Origin of the sequence: Pseudomonas paeninsulae (genome assembly GCF_035621475.1) — a bacterium.
Classification (GTDB): domain Bacteria; phylum Pseudomonadota; class Gammaproteobacteria; order Pseudomonadales; family Pseudomonadaceae; genus Aquipseudomonas; species Aquipseudomonas paeninsulae.
This window is the reverse complement of record NZ_CP141799.1, coordinates 1,298,305-1,313,355: the sequence shown is the minus strand read 5'-3', so window position 1 is coordinate 1,313,355 and position 15,051 is coordinate 1,298,305. Positions and strand designations below refer to the sequence as shown.

The window sequence follows — 15,051 nt, the reverse complement described above, 5'->3', positions numbered from 1 at the left end:
CTCCAGGCCTTCGCTGCAAGACGCGCTGTGATCGTTTGGAGGCGACCGCAGTAGGCGAGAGTTTTTTCACAGCCTCTCAGCGCAACAGCCCCAAATCCTTGGCCCGCGCCACTGCCTGGGTACGCCGTTCGACCCCCAGTTTGCTGTTGATATGCCGGGCATGGGTCTTCACCGTGTGCAGCGAAATGAACAGCTGATCGCTGATTTCCTGATTCGAGCAACCCTGGGCGATCAGCTGCAATACCGCCAACTCACGCGAACTCAAGGCCTCGGTCAGCTGGCTATCACGCTTGGTCAGCTCCACTCCCTGAGTCTGGGGCAGATACTTGAGCAGCTCGCCAGCCACGGCACACTCGGGGCGCGCCATCAGTTGCTCGCGCAGCCATTGCGGCTGGTGAACGAACAACTCCTGATAAGGCAGCAAAGCACCACCCTGCGCCGCTTCCAGGCTGCTGGTCAGCCAGCTGACAGCCTCACGGTCGCGCCCGGATGCCTTGAGCAACAGAGCCAATTGCACTTGGGCCGCCACCACGAACAAGTGACCCGATGCGCTTTGGGCACACTGACTGAGTGCGCGCAGGCGCCGTTCGGCAACCTCCGAGCGCCCCTGCAAGCGCTCGAGCGCAGCTTGCTGCAACTCGATATGCAAGGCCAACTGCGGATGGAACTCGGGAGCCGCGCCGGGCGTTTCGCCGCAATAGGTCTCAGCCAGCCGCTGTAGCCAGACTTCGGCCAATTCCAACTGGCCCTTGGACAACCACAGCTCACACTTGACCACCGTGATCATCGCCAGATAGTAGATCGACGGCACGTCCCAGGCATGCATCAGGCGCTCGGCTTCGGCCAATTGGGCAAAGGCCTCGCCGAGGCGCCCTTCACGCCCCTCGACCCCCGCCAGCACGCAATACCCCACCAGCAGGCTGATGTCGCGACACGCGCGCGCCTCACCGATCCCGGCCAGCAATTTGGTGCGGGCGGCCTGGGTTTGCAGCGACACGCTAAGCAGATAGCCCTCGTACAGATTCAGCCGCGCCCGCACCGAATACACGCGCTGGGGCGAGAGCCCCTGCAACCGCTGCAAGCCCAGGCGTACCTCGACCAGGGCGCGCTGAACCTCGCCACGAGCGTGCAGCACTCGTGCTCGCTCGGCATGTGCCAGGCCCTCGAACAAGGGATTATCGAGCCGCTGCGCCAGCTCCAGGGCCTCGCGATTGAGCCCTCGCGCACGCCACAGGTCACCCTTGGTCATGGCCAGGTTGGCCAGGGTGAACAAGCACATCAGGCGCGGTCCGCAGCGTTTTTCGCTGAGCAGGGCCAGGGCCTCGCTGCAATAACGCTCAGCCTCAGACACCTGGCCACGACCGCGGGCGATGATGCCGGACAAGGCCAGCCACTGGGCCAACAGATCATCCTGCTCCTGCGCGTCGGGGGCCGGCAGAAAACGCCCCAATTGCTGGATCAGCTCGTCGGCAGCATCCAACTGGCAGGCCAGCGCCAGAGCCCAGCCGTACAACACCAGCAGACGCGGCGTGCTGGCCAGCAGGCTGTCGGGCAGGTCCATCTTCCAGCGCAGCAAACGCGCGACATTCTGCTCGCCAAGCAATTGTTCCTCGGACAGGTTCTGCACCAGGTTGGCCGCCACTTCCGGCTGGCCGGCCCGTAACGCCTGATCGACCGCTTCGTCATGCAGGCCCTGGCTGCTGAACCAGCGACAGGCCCGCAGATGCAGGGCCGCCTGGGACTGGCTGCGTTGGCCAGCGGGACGCGAGCGCAACAGATCGGAGAACAGGTGGTGGTAGCGAAACCAGCGGCCCTGCTCGTCCAGGGGCACCAGAAAGACCTGATGGGTCTGCAGATGCTGGATAATCGCCGCGCTGTCATGCTGCTCACGCAAGGCATCGCACAGCTCGACACAGAAACGCTCCAGGCAGGCGGTGTCGAACAGGAAGCTCTGCACCTCGGCCGACTGCTGCTCGATCACCTCCTCCAGCAAGTACTCGCGGATCAACCCTTCGTCGCCCTGGGGCACCCGCTCCGGACTGTCGTCATCAGCCTGCTGACGGGTCAACAGCCACAGGCGCAAGCCGGCCACCCAGCCTTCACTGCGCTGACACCATTCCTCTAGAACCGACCCACTGAACTGAGCCCCCTGGCTGCCGAGCAGCGCGCGGGTCTCGTCCTCGGTCAGGCGCAAGTCCTGCTCTTGCAGTTCCAGCAACTGCCGAGACAGGCGTAGGCGAGCCAGGTGCCAGTCGGGACGTTGGCGGCTGGTCACCAGAATGACCAGGCCCTCGGGTAAATGATTGAGCAGAAACTGCAGGCAGCGGTCGAGCACCGCGCCCTGAGCCAGGTGATAGTCGTCCAGCACCAGTAACAAGGGCGCGGTCGGTACGAGGCGCTCGCCCAACTCGTCAAGCAGGCCATCGAGCCACTCTTCGAAGGCGAAGGGTTGATGCCGCTGACGCATGCGCAACAAGGCCTGAGCGTCCTCGCCCAAGCCCGGATAAAACTGCTGCAGGCCGGCCAGCAGGCGCTCGAGAAAACGCCCGGGATCACTATCACGCGGGCTAAGACCCAGCCACAGGCTGTGCCAGTGCTCGGGCAGTGTCTGGCAGAACTCACTGGCCAGCGAGCTTTTGCCAAAACCCGCAGGGGCGCTGACCAGCAGCAGCCGTCCCGCCAAACCCTCGGCCAGCCGCTCACACAAACGCGGCCGTGACACATGGCTGGCTGGCAGTGGCGGACGAAAAAAGCGACTGTCGCCCAGAGGCACAGTATCGCTGACTTCAGGTGCTATACGCGTCAGATCGGTCATCACCCGGCTCTTGTTAGGACATTGCCAGTTCAGGCGCGAACTCTCCGCAGACTATCGACTTAACCGCGGGAATTGAAGCCTGGATGTGCACACGGAAACAAATCATTACCCAGGCGCGCAACTCGGCTTCAGGCTGAGCGAGATCGGCCGGGCGATGTCAGGCGGCATAGGTAACCGCAGTTTTTTGTAGAAGGCCCGACCTGGGCCGATGTTTGATTTTAGCGCCCCTGCGGCCCGCATCGCCGCGAGGTAGCGCCGCCTACAGGCCCGTGCAGTGGCTGACGACGTGGGCAAACGCTGAGGGTGGCGGGGAAGGAAAGGCCATGTCCCTTGTCATCTGTTGCGCAGCGCCGAGGCAGGTAGGTAGGTAGGTAGGTAGGTAGGTAGGTAGGTAGGCACACGGTAATGCCCCGCAGGCCAGCGTAGCCAGCATTTGGGGCATAGCCAAAACAAGAAAGCCGGCCCCAAGGGCCGGCTTTCACTGTTACATCAACCGCTGTTAACGAACGCCAGCCTGACGCAGTGCGGCCGGGGTGTAGTCGCTTTCTTTGGCCGGGTAGTCGAACTCGTAGGATTGACTCTCTTCGTTCTTCATACCCAGCGCCAGGTAACGACCGGACTGCAGGTCATACAGGGTTTCCACGGTGTACCAAGGTACTTTCTTGTCGTAGTAGTACTGGGCATGCGCCTCAGCTACACGCCACAGGTTACCGCGACCGTCGTAGTGGTCGATTTGCGCGGCTTGCCAGGTGTCTTCGTCGAGGAAGAAGTCACGCTTGGCATAGATATGACGCTCGCCCGCTTTCAGGGTCGCAGTCACATGCCAGACACGGTGCAGCTCGTAACGGGTCAGGTCTTGGTTAATATGACCGGCCTTGATGACTTGATCATATTTCAGCTTCGGCGAGTCCAAAGCGTACGCGTTGTAAGGAATGTAGATTTCCTTCTTGCCGTTCAGCTTCCACTCGTAACGGTCAGGCGCACCGTTGAACATGTCAAAGTTGTCGGACGTACGCAGACCATCGGAAGCGGTACCCGGACCGTCATAGGACACCTGCGGTGCGCGGCGCACGCGACGCTGACCGGCGTTGTACAGCCACGCCAGACGCGGCTCCTTCACCTGGTTGAGGGTCTCGTGCACCAGCAGGACGTTGCCTGCCAGACGCGACGGCGCGGTTACCCGCTGCTTGAAGTAGAACAGCACGTTGCTCGGCTTGCTGGTGTCGGCATCCTTGAGCGCACCGCGGAAGGTGAACTCATCCTGGAAATACACCATGCTGTAGGAGCCGTTTGCCTGCGGAGTCGCCTGGGTCACCAGACGCTTGACGCTGCCACCACGGTAACGGGTGATATGGTTCCAGATCGCTTCCAGACCGTCTTTCGGAATCGGGAAGGGGTTGGCCTGCTCGAAGTTCTCCAGCCCGTTACCACCCTCGACCATCTTGGTGTTGACGGCATTGCGCTTGGCCGCATCCAGCACGAAGTCCGGCATGCTCGCCGAACGGTGGGTTGGGTACACCGGGATTTTGTAGCTTTGCGGGTAACGCTTGAACATGGCCTGCTGACCGGGAGTCAACTTGTCCTTGTACTGTTCGGCGTTGGCCGCGGTGATGGTAAACAGGGGTTGCTCGCTGGCAAACGGATCGGATAGGAAGCCGGCAGCGTCGGCAGTGCCGGCATTGGTTGGCAAACCGCCAGTCCAGGCCGGAATCGAGCCGTCCGCATTACCTGCCATCTCGGCACCGACTGGCGTCAGCGTGGTTCCCAGCTTGGCAGCCTCCTCTGGCGATACTGCTGCCATCACGCTGCAGGCCAGCAGCGAGAGGGTCAGGGCGCCGGTTTGCAACAGACCTTTTGTTGTTTTCATATACAGAGTCTTCCTCAAAATTCCTGGCCGCTTAGAAGTTCATACCGAAGCTGAGTGCAACGAAGTCGCGGTCGATCGACGTGTTGTAGTCGCCACCGAAGAAATCGGTGTAAGACAGGCCGGCGGTGTAGGTGTTCTGGTATTCGGCATCGAGGCCGAGGCTGACGGCTTTGGCGCCTTCGTTGAACAACCCGTTCGGGCCATAACCCTCTACGTCATGCGACCAGGAAACGCTGGGGCGCAGGTTGATACCGGCAATGGCACTGTTGTAGTCCCAGATCGCCCGGGCACGGTAGCCCCAGGAAGTGCTGGTGACGAAGCCATCGTCATTACAGTGTTTACGAGCATTAGAGGCATCTGGGTTTGTTGAACCACCAACAGTCAGATCATTTAGCAGACCGCAGGTAGCAACCCCCAACCCCGCAAAACCTGGAGCGCCCACATCAGGCAGAGCACCAGGACCGAAAACCGGGTCACGCCCATAACGAACGTTGGAGCTATTTTCCAGTCCACCCACATGCGCAACCCCGACCTCACCCACCAGGGTCAGACGGTCCGCCCCCATCACCCGGTCGAAGAAGTGAGTGAAGGTGGTCTGGAACTGAGTAATCTCTTTTCGGGCATAGCCATGCGAATCCTGGCCCGGAGTCGCACTCAATAAAGAGGCGTCACCAAATATACTATTGCCGCCCTCTATTGGCCTCACTGCAGAAAACAGAATATCAGTCGTATTATAGGCAACAGGAGCATTAGGGCGATAACTCACTTCACCACTCCAAGCCGTCCCAGTAGGCAATGTAGTGGAGAAACTCAATCCATAGAGCCGAATATCTTCCGGATACTCCATAAAGTAACTAGAATTACCAGCAACAATAAGCGCTGCCGCAGGACCTGTGGCTAGTGGCGCTGCAGGGTTATAGAATTGAGACGCCCCAGCATATACGTTTGCATCAGGTGCAGTAGCACTCAGAAAAGGAGTTCGGCTATGATAATTCATTGCATAAGCGCCAAACTCAGTATTAAGCTTCTCGGCAAAGTACCTAAAGGCAAGCCCCCATTGCCCCTCATCTCTAGCGTCCCTATCGCCCGAGCGTTTGACCCGCACCCCTTCGGAATTGCCATCAATATTTGCGATAGCTCCAAATGCACCGGAGGCGTTCAAACCATTAATGATGCGATTCACTCCAGCTTGACTGGCAGACTTATTTGTTAGCAGCCTCAGGTTATCATCACATCCATCTGCTGCTATATCAGGCTGAGCAAAGAAGGTACCGCAGTTGTCGACGACCGTCTGATCCCACTCGAGTTGGTAGAAGAACTCGGCCGACAAATTATCGGTCAGGCTCTGCCCCACATAGAACATATTGACCGGGATCAGGCCTTCCTTGACCTCCGCGCCAGGACGACGAAAAGCCGATGCATCGACCGGGTTGATCGAGTTGATGCTGTTTTGGATAAAGGTACTTTCGCCCCAGCTGACGACCTGCTTACCGAGGCGCACGGAACCCGGCATACCGCCGATGTCGTAGTTGTGGTAGACGAACGCATCGAGAATTTGCGCGCCCGAGGCCTGGGCGGCCTCTTTGCGGTTATGGTCGTCGATGTCCTTGAACAGACGGCTCTCGTCCTTCAGCTCGAAGTCGTACCAATACTTGCCGCGCACGAATACGCCGGTATCGCCGTATTTCAGCTCAAGGTCGTGAATACCCTTGAAGATCTTCGAGAAGGTCTCGCCCTTCTTGAAGTTCTGACGGCTGTCATCGGTGGTCTGCGACAGACCTTGGCCACCGTTATTCACACCGATCAGATCCCTATCGGCACCGCGAACAGACCAACTAGCACCGACAGACAGTGCGGAATCGAACTGACCTTCGATTTCACCGATATTGAAGGTGACGCCGAATGCCGGTGCGGCGAGGGTGGATGCGAGGCTGACGGCCAGCGGCAGTTTTGCCAGGCGCCAGGTTTGCTTTGATTTTGTCATCGACGCTACTCCATGTACTTTTTTGTTATGGATGCTGCGGACTATAGCCAGAGAGTGTGACTGCTTGATCCCTCTAAAGTGTGATTTGCAGCCGCCCCAGCCACTCTGGCTCGCAGGTTTCGGCGGATCAGCCCGATCCGCCACGAGCCAAGAATGGCTGGAAAAGAATATTTAGCAAGCCAAACGCTTGTTTGACTGAGCAGTCACTTGGCCGAGGTAGCACCACCACACATTACAAGGTGGAGAGAAACGCACAGCCGGCTGCCTGCCACTGGGCGATATCCAAGCGAATGCGCTTCTTATCCAGCTTGCCGACACTGGTCTTGGGAATTTCCGTAACAAGCGCGATCTGCGTGGGGATAGCCCACTTGTTGATATGCCCCTGTTCGACATAAGGCTTGAGGTGATCCTTGAGACCCTTGGCATCCAGGGTCTGATCATCATTCAACACCAGCAAGGCAAAAGGCCGCTCGCCCCACTGCGGATCCACTACCCCCACCACCGCCACTTCACGCACGGCCGGATGACGACTGATCAGGTCTTCCAGCGCCAATGAGGAGATCCACTCGCCACCGGTTTTGATCACGTCCTTTATGCGGTCACGAATCTCGATGAAGCCCATGCCGTCGATGGTCGCCACGTCGCCGGTGTGCAGCCAGCCGTGCTCCCAGAGTTCCTCGCCTTTCTCCGGCTCACGGAAATAACCCTGGGTCAGCCACGGCGAACGCAACACCAGCTCGCCCTGGGACTCGCCGTCCGCCGGCAGCATGGTGCCATCGGCGCTCATGATTGCCGCCTCGACCAGAGGCACCGGCACCCCAGCCTTGATCCTGTAGGTGATCTGTTCATCCTCGCTGCCGGCCAGGAGCTCGTCATTGATGTGCGCGCAGGAGATCAGCGGACAGGTTTCCGACATGCCATAGGCAGCAGTCAGCTGGATGCCGCGCGCCTTGGCCGCATCGTAAAGGGCGCGATTCAAAGCGCTGCCGCCGATGATCATCTTCAACCCGCCGAAGTCATGGCCTTTGGCACTCGGGGTGTTGAGCAGCATTTGCAGAATGGTTGGTACGCAGTGGGAGAAGCTGACTTTCTCCTCCTTGATCAGCTTGCACAGCATCTCCGGCTCGTAGCGGCCTGGATACACCTGCTTGATACCCAGCATGGTGGCAGCATAAGGAATGCCCCAGGCATGCACATGGAACATCGGGGTAATCGGCATGTAGACATCGTTGGTGCCCAGCAGGCGCACGCTGTCGAGACTGCCCAGCACACTGGCCGCCGCCATGGTGTGCAGCACCAGTTGCCGATGAGTGAAATACACGCCCTTGGGGTTGCCGGTGGTGCCGGTGGTGTAGAAGGTGGTGGCCACCGAGTTTTCATCGAAATCGGCGAAGTCATAGCTCGGACTGGCGACCGCCAGCAGTTGCTCGTACTCGCCGACCAGCCCCGGCAGTTCGGCGGTTTTCTCCTCGGCATCGGTCAGCAGCAGGGTTTTCTCGACCGTGGTCAGTTGCGCGGCGATACCGTTGTAGAGGGGCACGAACTCACTGTTGACCAGGACGAACTTATCCTCGGCGTGGTTCATGGTGTAGAGAATCTGATCGGGCGACAGGCGAATATTGATGGTGTGCAGCACCGCGCCAAGCATGGGAATGGCGAACATGCACTCGAGGTAGCGGTGGCTGTCCCAGTCCATCACCGCAACGGTATCGCCGGCCTTGACTCCGGCCGTCGTCAGCGCATTGGCCAGGCGGGCAACCCGCTCATTGAAGGTCGCATAGCTATAACGCAGCGTGTCGCGATAGACGATTTCCCGGGTTTTTTCATAGCGAACGCCGGACAGCAACAAGCGCTTGATCAGCAGCGGATATTGATGGGCATTCGCCGCCGGCGGGATGATGCGGGTTTGCAGCATAGTGAGCACCTGTCAGCGGATATAATTTTTATTCAGTGACAGGACTCTAGAGCGCTTACCAGGCGGGCAAATCAGTCAAAAGAATGATTTGCCCGCCTGACTTTTTGGCACCCATTGGTCACGAAACAGGATCAATAAACAAAGCCGGCTCACAGCCACTACTTATTTATCCCGCGCGTTTATAGAGGCGACCGCAATAGCCAACATCGTCATCACCGGCGAGCGCCCGTGCCCCACGGTCGGGCCATCGGTAACCTGCGGAAGCAACCCGAGTGGCACCAGGATAAGGTCGATCCGTTCGAGATCAGCCAAGCCTTCGCCATGACTACCATACTGAGCATGCGCGAACGAAGCCGGGATCAGGCCAAGGTCAATACTTAGGGCGGCGGCAACTCTACGGCGCTGGCGGTCGAACTGCTGTAAGCCGACACCGGGGATGGGGAAACAGGCCAGCGCCTCTTCCCCGCCGCGCCTCTAACGCAACTCGCTGAACGCCAACTTGATGCCCAAGCCGACCAATACCGCGCCCATCAGCCGATCGAACCAGTGGCCCAAGCGGGCAAAACCGGCGCGCACCCCCGGCCGGCTGAACAGCATCGCCACCAGGCAGAACCACAGCGCCGTCGCCAGCGCCAGGTAGAGGCCATAACCGGCCTGCACCGTCAGCGGAGTGTGCGGATCAATCACCACGGTAAACAACGAGAGGAAGAACAGGGTGGCCTTGGGGTTCAGGCCATTGGTGACAAATCCGGTGACAAAGGCTGCACGCGGTGAACGCGCGGCCTGCTCCAGGCCCAGTTCGGCGCGAGCCGGGTCAGCTGGCTTGGCGCGCAACGCCTTGATCCCGATGTAGAGCAGGTAGGCAGCTGCCAGCCATTTCAGGGCGTTGAACAGGACAATCGATTGCGACACGATCAGGCCGATGCCGAGCAACGAATAGGCCACGTGCACGAAGATCCCGGCGCCCACACCCAGTGCGGTGAAGATCCCGGCACGCCGGCCGAAGGCCACGCTTTCGCGCACCACGATGGCAAAATCCGGCCCAGGGCTGGCCACGGCCAGCAAGTGAATCAGGGCAACGGTGAAAAACTCCGTCCAGTACATAGCGGCTCCGCAACGGGCATAGGGGTCTGATAGGCTGTTCACCTTACGCCCCGTTCCGACAGTAGAAAAGGTACAGCTGATGAGTAAAAGTAGCCGCGCAGCCTTTCTGGACCACAGTACGCTAGACCTCGGCGATCTCGACTTGTCGCCACTGCAGCAGCTATTCGGCGAGCTGACGCTGTACCCACTGAGCAGCCCTGAGCAGGTGATCGAGCGCCTGCAGGGCGTGCAGGTGGCGATCAGCAACAAAGTCCCGCTGGACGCCAAGACCTTCGCCGCCTGCCCCGAGCTGAAACTGCTGTTGATCGCCGCCACCGGCACCAACAACATCGACCTGGCCGCCGCGCGCGCGCATGGCGTACTGGTCTGCAATTGCCAGGGCTACGGCACACCTTCGGTGGCGCAGCACACCCTGATGCTGCTGCTCGCCCTGGCCACCCGCCTGCCCGACTACCAGGGCGCGGTACGTGACGGCCGCTGGCGGCAGGCGCAGCAGTTCTGCCTGCTGGACTTTCCCATCGTCGAGCTGGAAGGCAAGACCCTCGGCCTGCTCGGCCACGGTGAACTGGGTGGTGCCGTAGCGCGACTGGCCGAAGCCTTCGGCATGCGCGTGCTGCTTGGCCAGCTGCCGGGCCGTCCACCCCGCCAGGATCGCCTGCCGCTGGACGAATTGCTGCCGCAGGTCGATGCCCTGACCCTGCATTGCCCACTCAACGCCGCCACCCACAACCTGATCGGCGAATACCAGCTGAGCCTGATGAAACCCGGCGCCTTCCTGATCAATACCGCACGCGGCGGCCTTATCGACGAACAGGCCCTGGCCGACGCCCTGCGCCGCGGCCACCTGGGTGGCGCGGCCACCGATGTACTGACCCAGGAGCCGCCAACGGACGGCAACCCCTTGCTCGCCGCCGACATCCCGCGCCTGATCGTCACCCCGCACAGCGCCTGGGGCAGCCGCGAAGCGCGGCAGCGCATCGTCACCCAGTTGACGGAGAATGCTCAGGCGTTTTTCGACGACGCAGCGCGCCGGGTGGTGAACTAGCCGCCGGGGGAATGGGCCAACGTGCCAGGCCATCGGGCCAGCACACCCTTACCCCATTGCGCTCAAAGCTCTGGCCATATTTGCTATCCTCCGCGCTTTTCCCAGGAGCCCACCCCATGGACCCGCGAAGCGAAGTACTGCTGCGCCAGGCCGAACTGTTCGGCGGCCCGTTGTTGCTCGCCGGCCTGCCGGCCGACGACCTGCTCGGCCGCTTGCCTGAAGCCCGGGGCTGGAGCTGGCACGCCGGCGAGCAAGCGCTGCTGGACAGCCGCTTTACCGGGCGCAGCCAATTCGGGGTAACGCCCCCCACCAGTGAATTCGCCGCTGCGGTGCTGTTCCTGCCGAAGTCCCGTGAACTGACCGACTACCTGTTGTGCGCCCTCGCGGCGCAACTGGCCGGGCGCGAGCTGTTTTTGGTCGGAGAGAAGCGTGCTGGCATCGAACGCGCAGCCAAGCAGCTGGCCGCGTTCGGCAGAGCGCGCAAGCTCGACAGCGCGCGCCATTGCCAGCTCTGGCAAGTGCACGTCGAGCATGCCCCGGCAACCCCTAACCTCGAAACCCTGGCGCGGCACTACAGCCTGCCACTAAGTGACGGTCCGCTGAGCGTGATCAGCCTGCCCGGGGTTTTCAGCCATGGTCGCCTGGACACCGGCAGCGCCCTGCTCCTGGAGCATCTGGAGCAGCTGCCGGCAGGCCACCTACTCGACTTCGGCTGCGGCGCCGGCGTGCTCGGCGCGGCGCTGAAACGCCGTTATCCCGAGAGCCAGGTGACCCTGCTGGATGTCGATGCCTTCGCCGTGGCCAGCAGCCGCCTGACCCTGGCGGCCAACGGCCTGCAGGCCAACGTCATCAGTGGCGACGGGATTGCCGCCGCGCCCACGGATCTGGCCGCGATCCTCAGCAACCCACCCTTCCACCAGGGTGTGCACACCCACTACCAGGCCACGGAAAACCTGTTGCGCCATGCGGCTGAACATCTTGAGCGCGGCGGCCAACTGCGCCTGGTGGCCAACAACTTCCTCAAGTACCCACCGCTGATCGAGCAATACCTCGGTCCCTGCCATACCCTGGCCGACGCCAAGGGCTTTCGCATCTACCGTGCGAGCAAGCAGTAACCACCTGAGCAGATGCGGCTTGCCCAATCCACTGTGGGTGGGCAGAATGCGCCCGTCCTAGGGGAGTAGTCTCCCGCGAGCATCAGCTCGCCCGGCACGCGTCAACATACTTGGTCCACCGACCATGGTGCGTGCGACCCTCAGCCCCACAACACGGGCTGGCGCATTGTTAACAACCAGCCACTGGCTGATGACACTGCGCACAGGGTTTGACAAGACCTATGACACGCACACCTTACCCGGGGCGGGAAGGCTGTACGTGTCATAGCCATGTCGACCCGCCCCCGTTAGGAAGTCTCATGCTGGAATCCCTGCTCGTCCCTACCCTGATCGTTGCCCTGGCCGAAATCGGCGACAAGACCCAATTGCTCGCCTTGCTGCTGGCCGCGCGCTTTCGCAAGCCCTGGCCAATTATCCTCGGCATCGTGGTCGCTACCCTGGCCAACCACTTTCTCGCCGGCGCCGTCGGCAACTGGGTAGCCGGCCTGTTTTCCCCACAGACCCTGAGCTGGACGCTCGCCGCCTCCTTCGTTGCAGTGGCCCTGTGGACCCTGATTCCCGACAAGCTGGATGACGATGAAAGCTCGCGCTTCAAGCGCTACGGCCCGTTCCTGACCACCCTGGTCGCCTTCTTCATCGCCGAGATGGGCGACAAGACCCAGGTCGCTACGGTGATGCTGGCCGCGCAGTACCCACACTTCGTGCTTGTGGTGATCGGCACCACCCTAGGCATGCTGATCGCCAACGTACCCGTGGTGCTGGTCGGCAACTTTGCCGCCGAGCGCTTGCAACTGACCCTGATTCGCCGCCTGGCCGCCGGCGCCTTCGCCGCGCTGGCGATTTATGCGTGCTACCAGGCCCTGCAACTCGGCGGGCACTTATAGTGATAATTTGACGCCACTCCTCTGGCGCTCCATCCGCTGTTTTGGCTACTCTGACGGCCGACAAGATGCGCAACAACTGGCGCACCTTGCCCAACAAGCCCGGGAGAGAAGCATGTCATTGGATGATCGAAAAAAGTTGGTCCGCCGGCATATCGACCTGTCGTGGAACAAAGGTCGCCTGGCCTTGGCCGGGCAGCTGCACAGCAAGGACTTTCTCTACAAAAGCTCGTTTGTCGGCCATCACCTGGGCAGCGACGCCTTCGCCCAGCTGACCCAGGACATCCGCAAGGCCATGCCAGACCTGCAGGTAGTGGTCGAGGAATGTATTGCCGAAGGCAATAAAGTGGTCACCTGGAGCACCCTGATCGGCACCATCGAGAAACCGGCCTTGGGTTACCCGCCGAGCGACAAGGTATTGAGCATCGCGGCGATGGCCTTCTGGACGCTGACCCCGAGCAACGAGATCCAGGAAATCTGCACCATGTTCGACATGGAAAGCTTCCGCGCCCAACTAAGCCTGGACACCCGCTCATTCGCGGAAAAATCCCTGCCGTAAGCCAATGCGCCGCCGACAGGGGCAGGGCCGCGCCCCCGTTAGACAGTCCTATCGCCCCGACCTGGGGTGCGTACGGCGCACCCTAGTCGAAGCGGACATGCACCTGGCGAGGCTGTCAGCGTCTGGCCTGCTCATAGAGCGGCATGACTTTCGGGATTGCCGCCTGCAAGGCCGCGATGCGGCTGCTCGACGACGGGTGAGTGCTCATGAATTCTGGCGGTGCACCATTGCTGGCCTGAGCCATCTTCTGCCACAGACTGATCGCCGCGTTCGGGTTGTAGCCGCTACGGGCAGCCAGTTCCAGCCCGAGTAGATCGGCCTCGTTCTCGTTGCCCCGGCTATTGGGCAAAGTCAGGCTGTACTGCACCACGGTATCGGCCATGGCCATACCCACCTCACCCAGGCCGAGCAGCGCCCCGGCGCCCTGTTTGGCCAGCGCCACACCGTAGGCCTTGGACATGGCTTCGCGGCTATGCTCGCGCAGGGCATGGGCCATTTCATGGCCGATGATCGCGGCGATCTCATCGTCGTTCAGCTGCAGCTTATCCATCAGCCCGCTGTAGAAGAGGATCTTGCCACCCGGGCCGCAGCTGGCATTCAGCTCGGGACTCTTGATCAGATTGACCTCCCACTGCCACTGCGCGGCATCGGGGCGAAAAATCGGCGCCTGCTTGATCAAGCGACCGGTGATGACCTGCAAGCGTTTGGCGCTGGCGCTGCTCTTGTCCAGCACACCTTTGCTCGACGCCTCACCCAGTGTCTGCTGATAGGACGTCGCATACATCTGATTGATCTCTTGGCTCGAAAGCATGCCAAACATGTACTGCTTGCGCTCGACACCCACCGCGCCACCGCTGGTGGTGTTGACGGCTTGGCATCCTGTCAGCAGCAAGGCCGCGGCCAGCGCGGTAAAGGACAACGTCTGGTTCATGCTGAGTCTCCATTCAATTAAGTAACATATGCTAGGCCTGCCACCTTGGCCGAGCAACCGAGAATAGCGCGCAAGACAGCCAGCTATCCGTTAGCGCTGCAAGACCCTGCGCTCGATAAACCGTCACGTAGTGCGCGCCGCGCTGGTAGGGCCGGCCGGACGGCTAAAAGTTCCACTTCCAGCACACAACTGACGGCAGCTACGCCGGCGTCAGGCACTCGGGGGCGTTCAGCTTGGGATCGTTGACCAGATTGGCCAGCACCCGCTCGCGCAACTGCGGCTGCGGACGGGCGAGCAGCGCTGCAAGCTCGTCGTGCGGCGTATCTGCCGCCAGCCACAGCGCCTGAGCGGCGGCATCGAGGATCAGCGGGCGGCGCTGATTGGCCGCAGGCTGGGTCACCACCGCCGCACTGAGATAGACACAGCCTTCGACCGGATATGCCTCCCACAGCGCGGCGAAGTACAGCGGGCTGTCTTCGCTGGTCAGCCAATACGGCCGCTTGCGCGCAGAGCCACGCCATTCGTAAAAACCATTGGCCGGTAACAACCCGCGGCGCAGGCGAAAGGCATTGCGGAACATCGGCTGCTCGGCCAGGGTTTCCGCCCGCGCCTGAGCCGGGGTTTTCGACAGATCCGTCAGCCATGGCGGAGTCAGCCCCCAGCGGGCGCGAACCAGTTGGCGCTCACCCGCGACGGCACGCACTAACAGGACCTGGGCGCCGGGCGCAATATTCCATTGCGGCTGCTGATCCGCAGGAAAACCGGGTAAGGCCGCGAACACTGGCGACCAACGAAACAGGGCATAACGTCCACACATGGGGCAACTCGATAACAG

Annotated in this window: 11 protein-coding genes and 1 riboswitch; of the genes, 4 read left to right on the top strand and 7 right to left on the bottom strand. The window is 61.2% G+C overall.

Annotation, left to right across the window (positions count from 1 at the left end):
- Positions 1–76 precede the first annotated feature (76 nt).
- From VCJ09_RS05990 to VCJ09_RS05970, 5 genes are all read right to left on the bottom strand, one after another.
- On the bottom strand, positions 77–2,815 hold the full coding sequence (locus VCJ09_RS05990; RefSeq protein ID WP_324733542.1) for a LuxR C-terminal-related transcriptional regulator: 2,739 nt from the start codon (positions 2,813–2,815) through the stop codon (positions 77–79).
- A 499-nt stretch (positions 2,816–3,314) separates the two neighbouring features.
- Positions 3,315–4,682, bottom strand: a complete 1,368-nt coding sequence (locus VCJ09_RS05985) for a DUF1329 domain-containing protein (protein WP_324733541.1) — start codon at positions 4,680–4,682, stop codon at positions 3,315–3,317.
- A 31-nt stretch (positions 4,683–4,713) separates the two neighbouring features.
- Positions 4,714–6,666: a DUF1302 domain-containing protein gene (locus VCJ09_RS05980; RefSeq protein WP_324733540.1), complete on the bottom strand. Its 1,953-nt coding sequence runs from the start codon at positions 6,664–6,666 to the stop codon at positions 4,714–4,716.
- 232 nt (positions 6,667–6,898) lie between these two features.
- Positions 6,899–8,581 carry a fatty acid--CoA ligase gene (locus VCJ09_RS05975; RefSeq protein WP_324733539.1) on the bottom strand — a complete coding sequence of 561 codons (1,683 nt, stop codon included), beginning with the start codon at positions 8,579–8,581 and terminating at the stop codon, positions 6,899–6,901.
- 474 nt (positions 8,582–9,055) lie between these two features.
- A complete protein-coding gene (locus VCJ09_RS05970; protein ID WP_324733538.1) occupies positions 9,056–9,685 on the bottom strand; it encodes a LysE family translocator in 630 nt (209 codons plus the stop codon).
- Between the two features lie 79 nt (positions 9,686–9,764).
- Here VCJ09_RS05970 and VCJ09_RS05965 point away from each other — a divergent pair, with 79 nt between their 5' ends.
- The 4 genes from VCJ09_RS05965 to VCJ09_RS05950 all read left to right on the top strand — a co-directional run bounded on the left by VCJ09_RS05965 (position 9,765) and on the right by VCJ09_RS05950 (position 13,285).
- The gene (locus VCJ09_RS05965; protein WP_324733537.1) at positions 9,765–10,730 is read left to right on the top strand and encodes a 2-hydroxyacid dehydrogenase; all 966 of its coding nucleotides are present in this window, start codon (positions 9,765–9,767) and stop codon (positions 10,728–10,730) included.
- Positions 10,731–10,846: 116 nt separating this feature from the next.
- On the top strand, positions 10,847–11,845 hold the full coding sequence (locus VCJ09_RS05960) for a class I SAM-dependent methyltransferase (RefSeq protein ID WP_324733536.1): 999 nt from the start codon (positions 10,847–10,849) through the stop codon (positions 11,843–11,845).
- Positions 11,846–11,893: 48 nt separating this feature from the next.
- Positions 11,894–12,033: riboswitch (yybP-ykoY riboswitch) on the top strand.
- Between the two features lie 114 nt (positions 12,034–12,147).
- A complete protein-coding gene (locus tag VCJ09_RS05955; RefSeq protein ID WP_324734607.1) occupies positions 12,148–12,729 on the top strand; it encodes a TMEM165/GDT1 family protein in 582 nt (193 codons plus the stop codon).
- A 112-nt stretch (positions 12,730–12,841) separates the two neighbouring features.
- The gene (locus VCJ09_RS05950; protein WP_324733535.1) at positions 12,842–13,285 is read left to right on the top strand and encodes an ester cyclase; all 444 of its coding nucleotides are present in this window, start codon (positions 12,842–12,844) and stop codon (positions 13,283–13,285) included.
- 115 nt (positions 13,286–13,400) lie between these two features.
- Here the strand turns inward: VCJ09_RS05950 and VCJ09_RS05945 are convergent, their stop codons facing one another.
- Together VCJ09_RS05945 and VCJ09_RS05940 are read right to left on the bottom strand one after the other, a co-directional pair.
- On the bottom strand, positions 13,401–14,216 hold the full coding sequence (locus VCJ09_RS05945; protein ID WP_324733534.1) for a M48 family metallopeptidase: 816 nt from the start codon (positions 14,214–14,216) through the stop codon (positions 13,401–13,403).
- A 199-nt stretch (positions 14,217–14,415) separates the two neighbouring features.
- Complete coding sequence (locus tag VCJ09_RS05940) at positions 14,416–15,033, bottom strand: SOS response-associated peptidase (protein ID WP_324733533.1); 618 nt, start codon at positions 15,031–15,033, stop codon at positions 14,416–14,418.
- Positions 15,034–15,051: the final 18 nt, after the last annotated feature.

Bases quoted from the DNA above. Each gene is read 5' to 3' on its own strand.
- VCJ09_RS05940 (WP_324733533.1), bottom strand. From the start codon at position 15,033: ATGTGTGGACGTTATGCCCTGTTTCGTTGGTCGCCAGTGTTCGCGGCC.
- VCJ09_RS05945 (WP_324733534.1), bottom strand. From the start codon at position 14,216: ATGAACCAGACGTTGTCCTTTACCGCGCTGGCCGCGGCCTTGCTGCTG.
- VCJ09_RS05980 (WP_324733540.1), bottom strand. From the start codon at position 6,666: ATGACAAAATCAAAGCAAACCTGGCGCCTGGCAAAACTGCCGCTGGCC.
- VCJ09_RS05965 (WP_324733537.1), top strand. From the start codon at position 9,765: ATGAGTAAAAGTAGCCGCGCAGCCTTTCTGGACCACAGTACGCTAGAC.
- VCJ09_RS05960 (WP_324733536.1), top strand. From the start codon at position 10,847: ATGGACCCGCGAAGCGAAGTACTGCTGCGCCAGGCCGAACTGTTCGGC.
- VCJ09_RS05950 (WP_324733535.1), top strand. From the start codon at position 12,842: ATGTCATTGGATGATCGAAAAAAGTTGGTCCGCCGGCATATCGACCTG.
- VCJ09_RS05970 (WP_324733538.1), bottom strand. From the start codon at position 9,685: ATGTACTGGACGGAGTTTTTCACCGTTGCCCTGATTCACTTGCTGGCC.
- VCJ09_RS05990 (WP_324733542.1), bottom strand. From the start codon at position 2,815: ATGACCGATCTGACGCGTATAGCACCTGAAGTCAGCGATACTGTGCCT.
- VCJ09_RS05975 (WP_324733539.1), bottom strand. From the start codon at position 8,581: ATGCTGCAAACCCGCATCATCCCGCCGGCGGCGAATGCCCATCAATAT.
- VCJ09_RS05985 (WP_324733541.1), bottom strand. From the start codon at position 4,682: ATGAAAACAACAAAAGGTCTGTTGCAAACCGGCGCCCTGACCCTCTCG.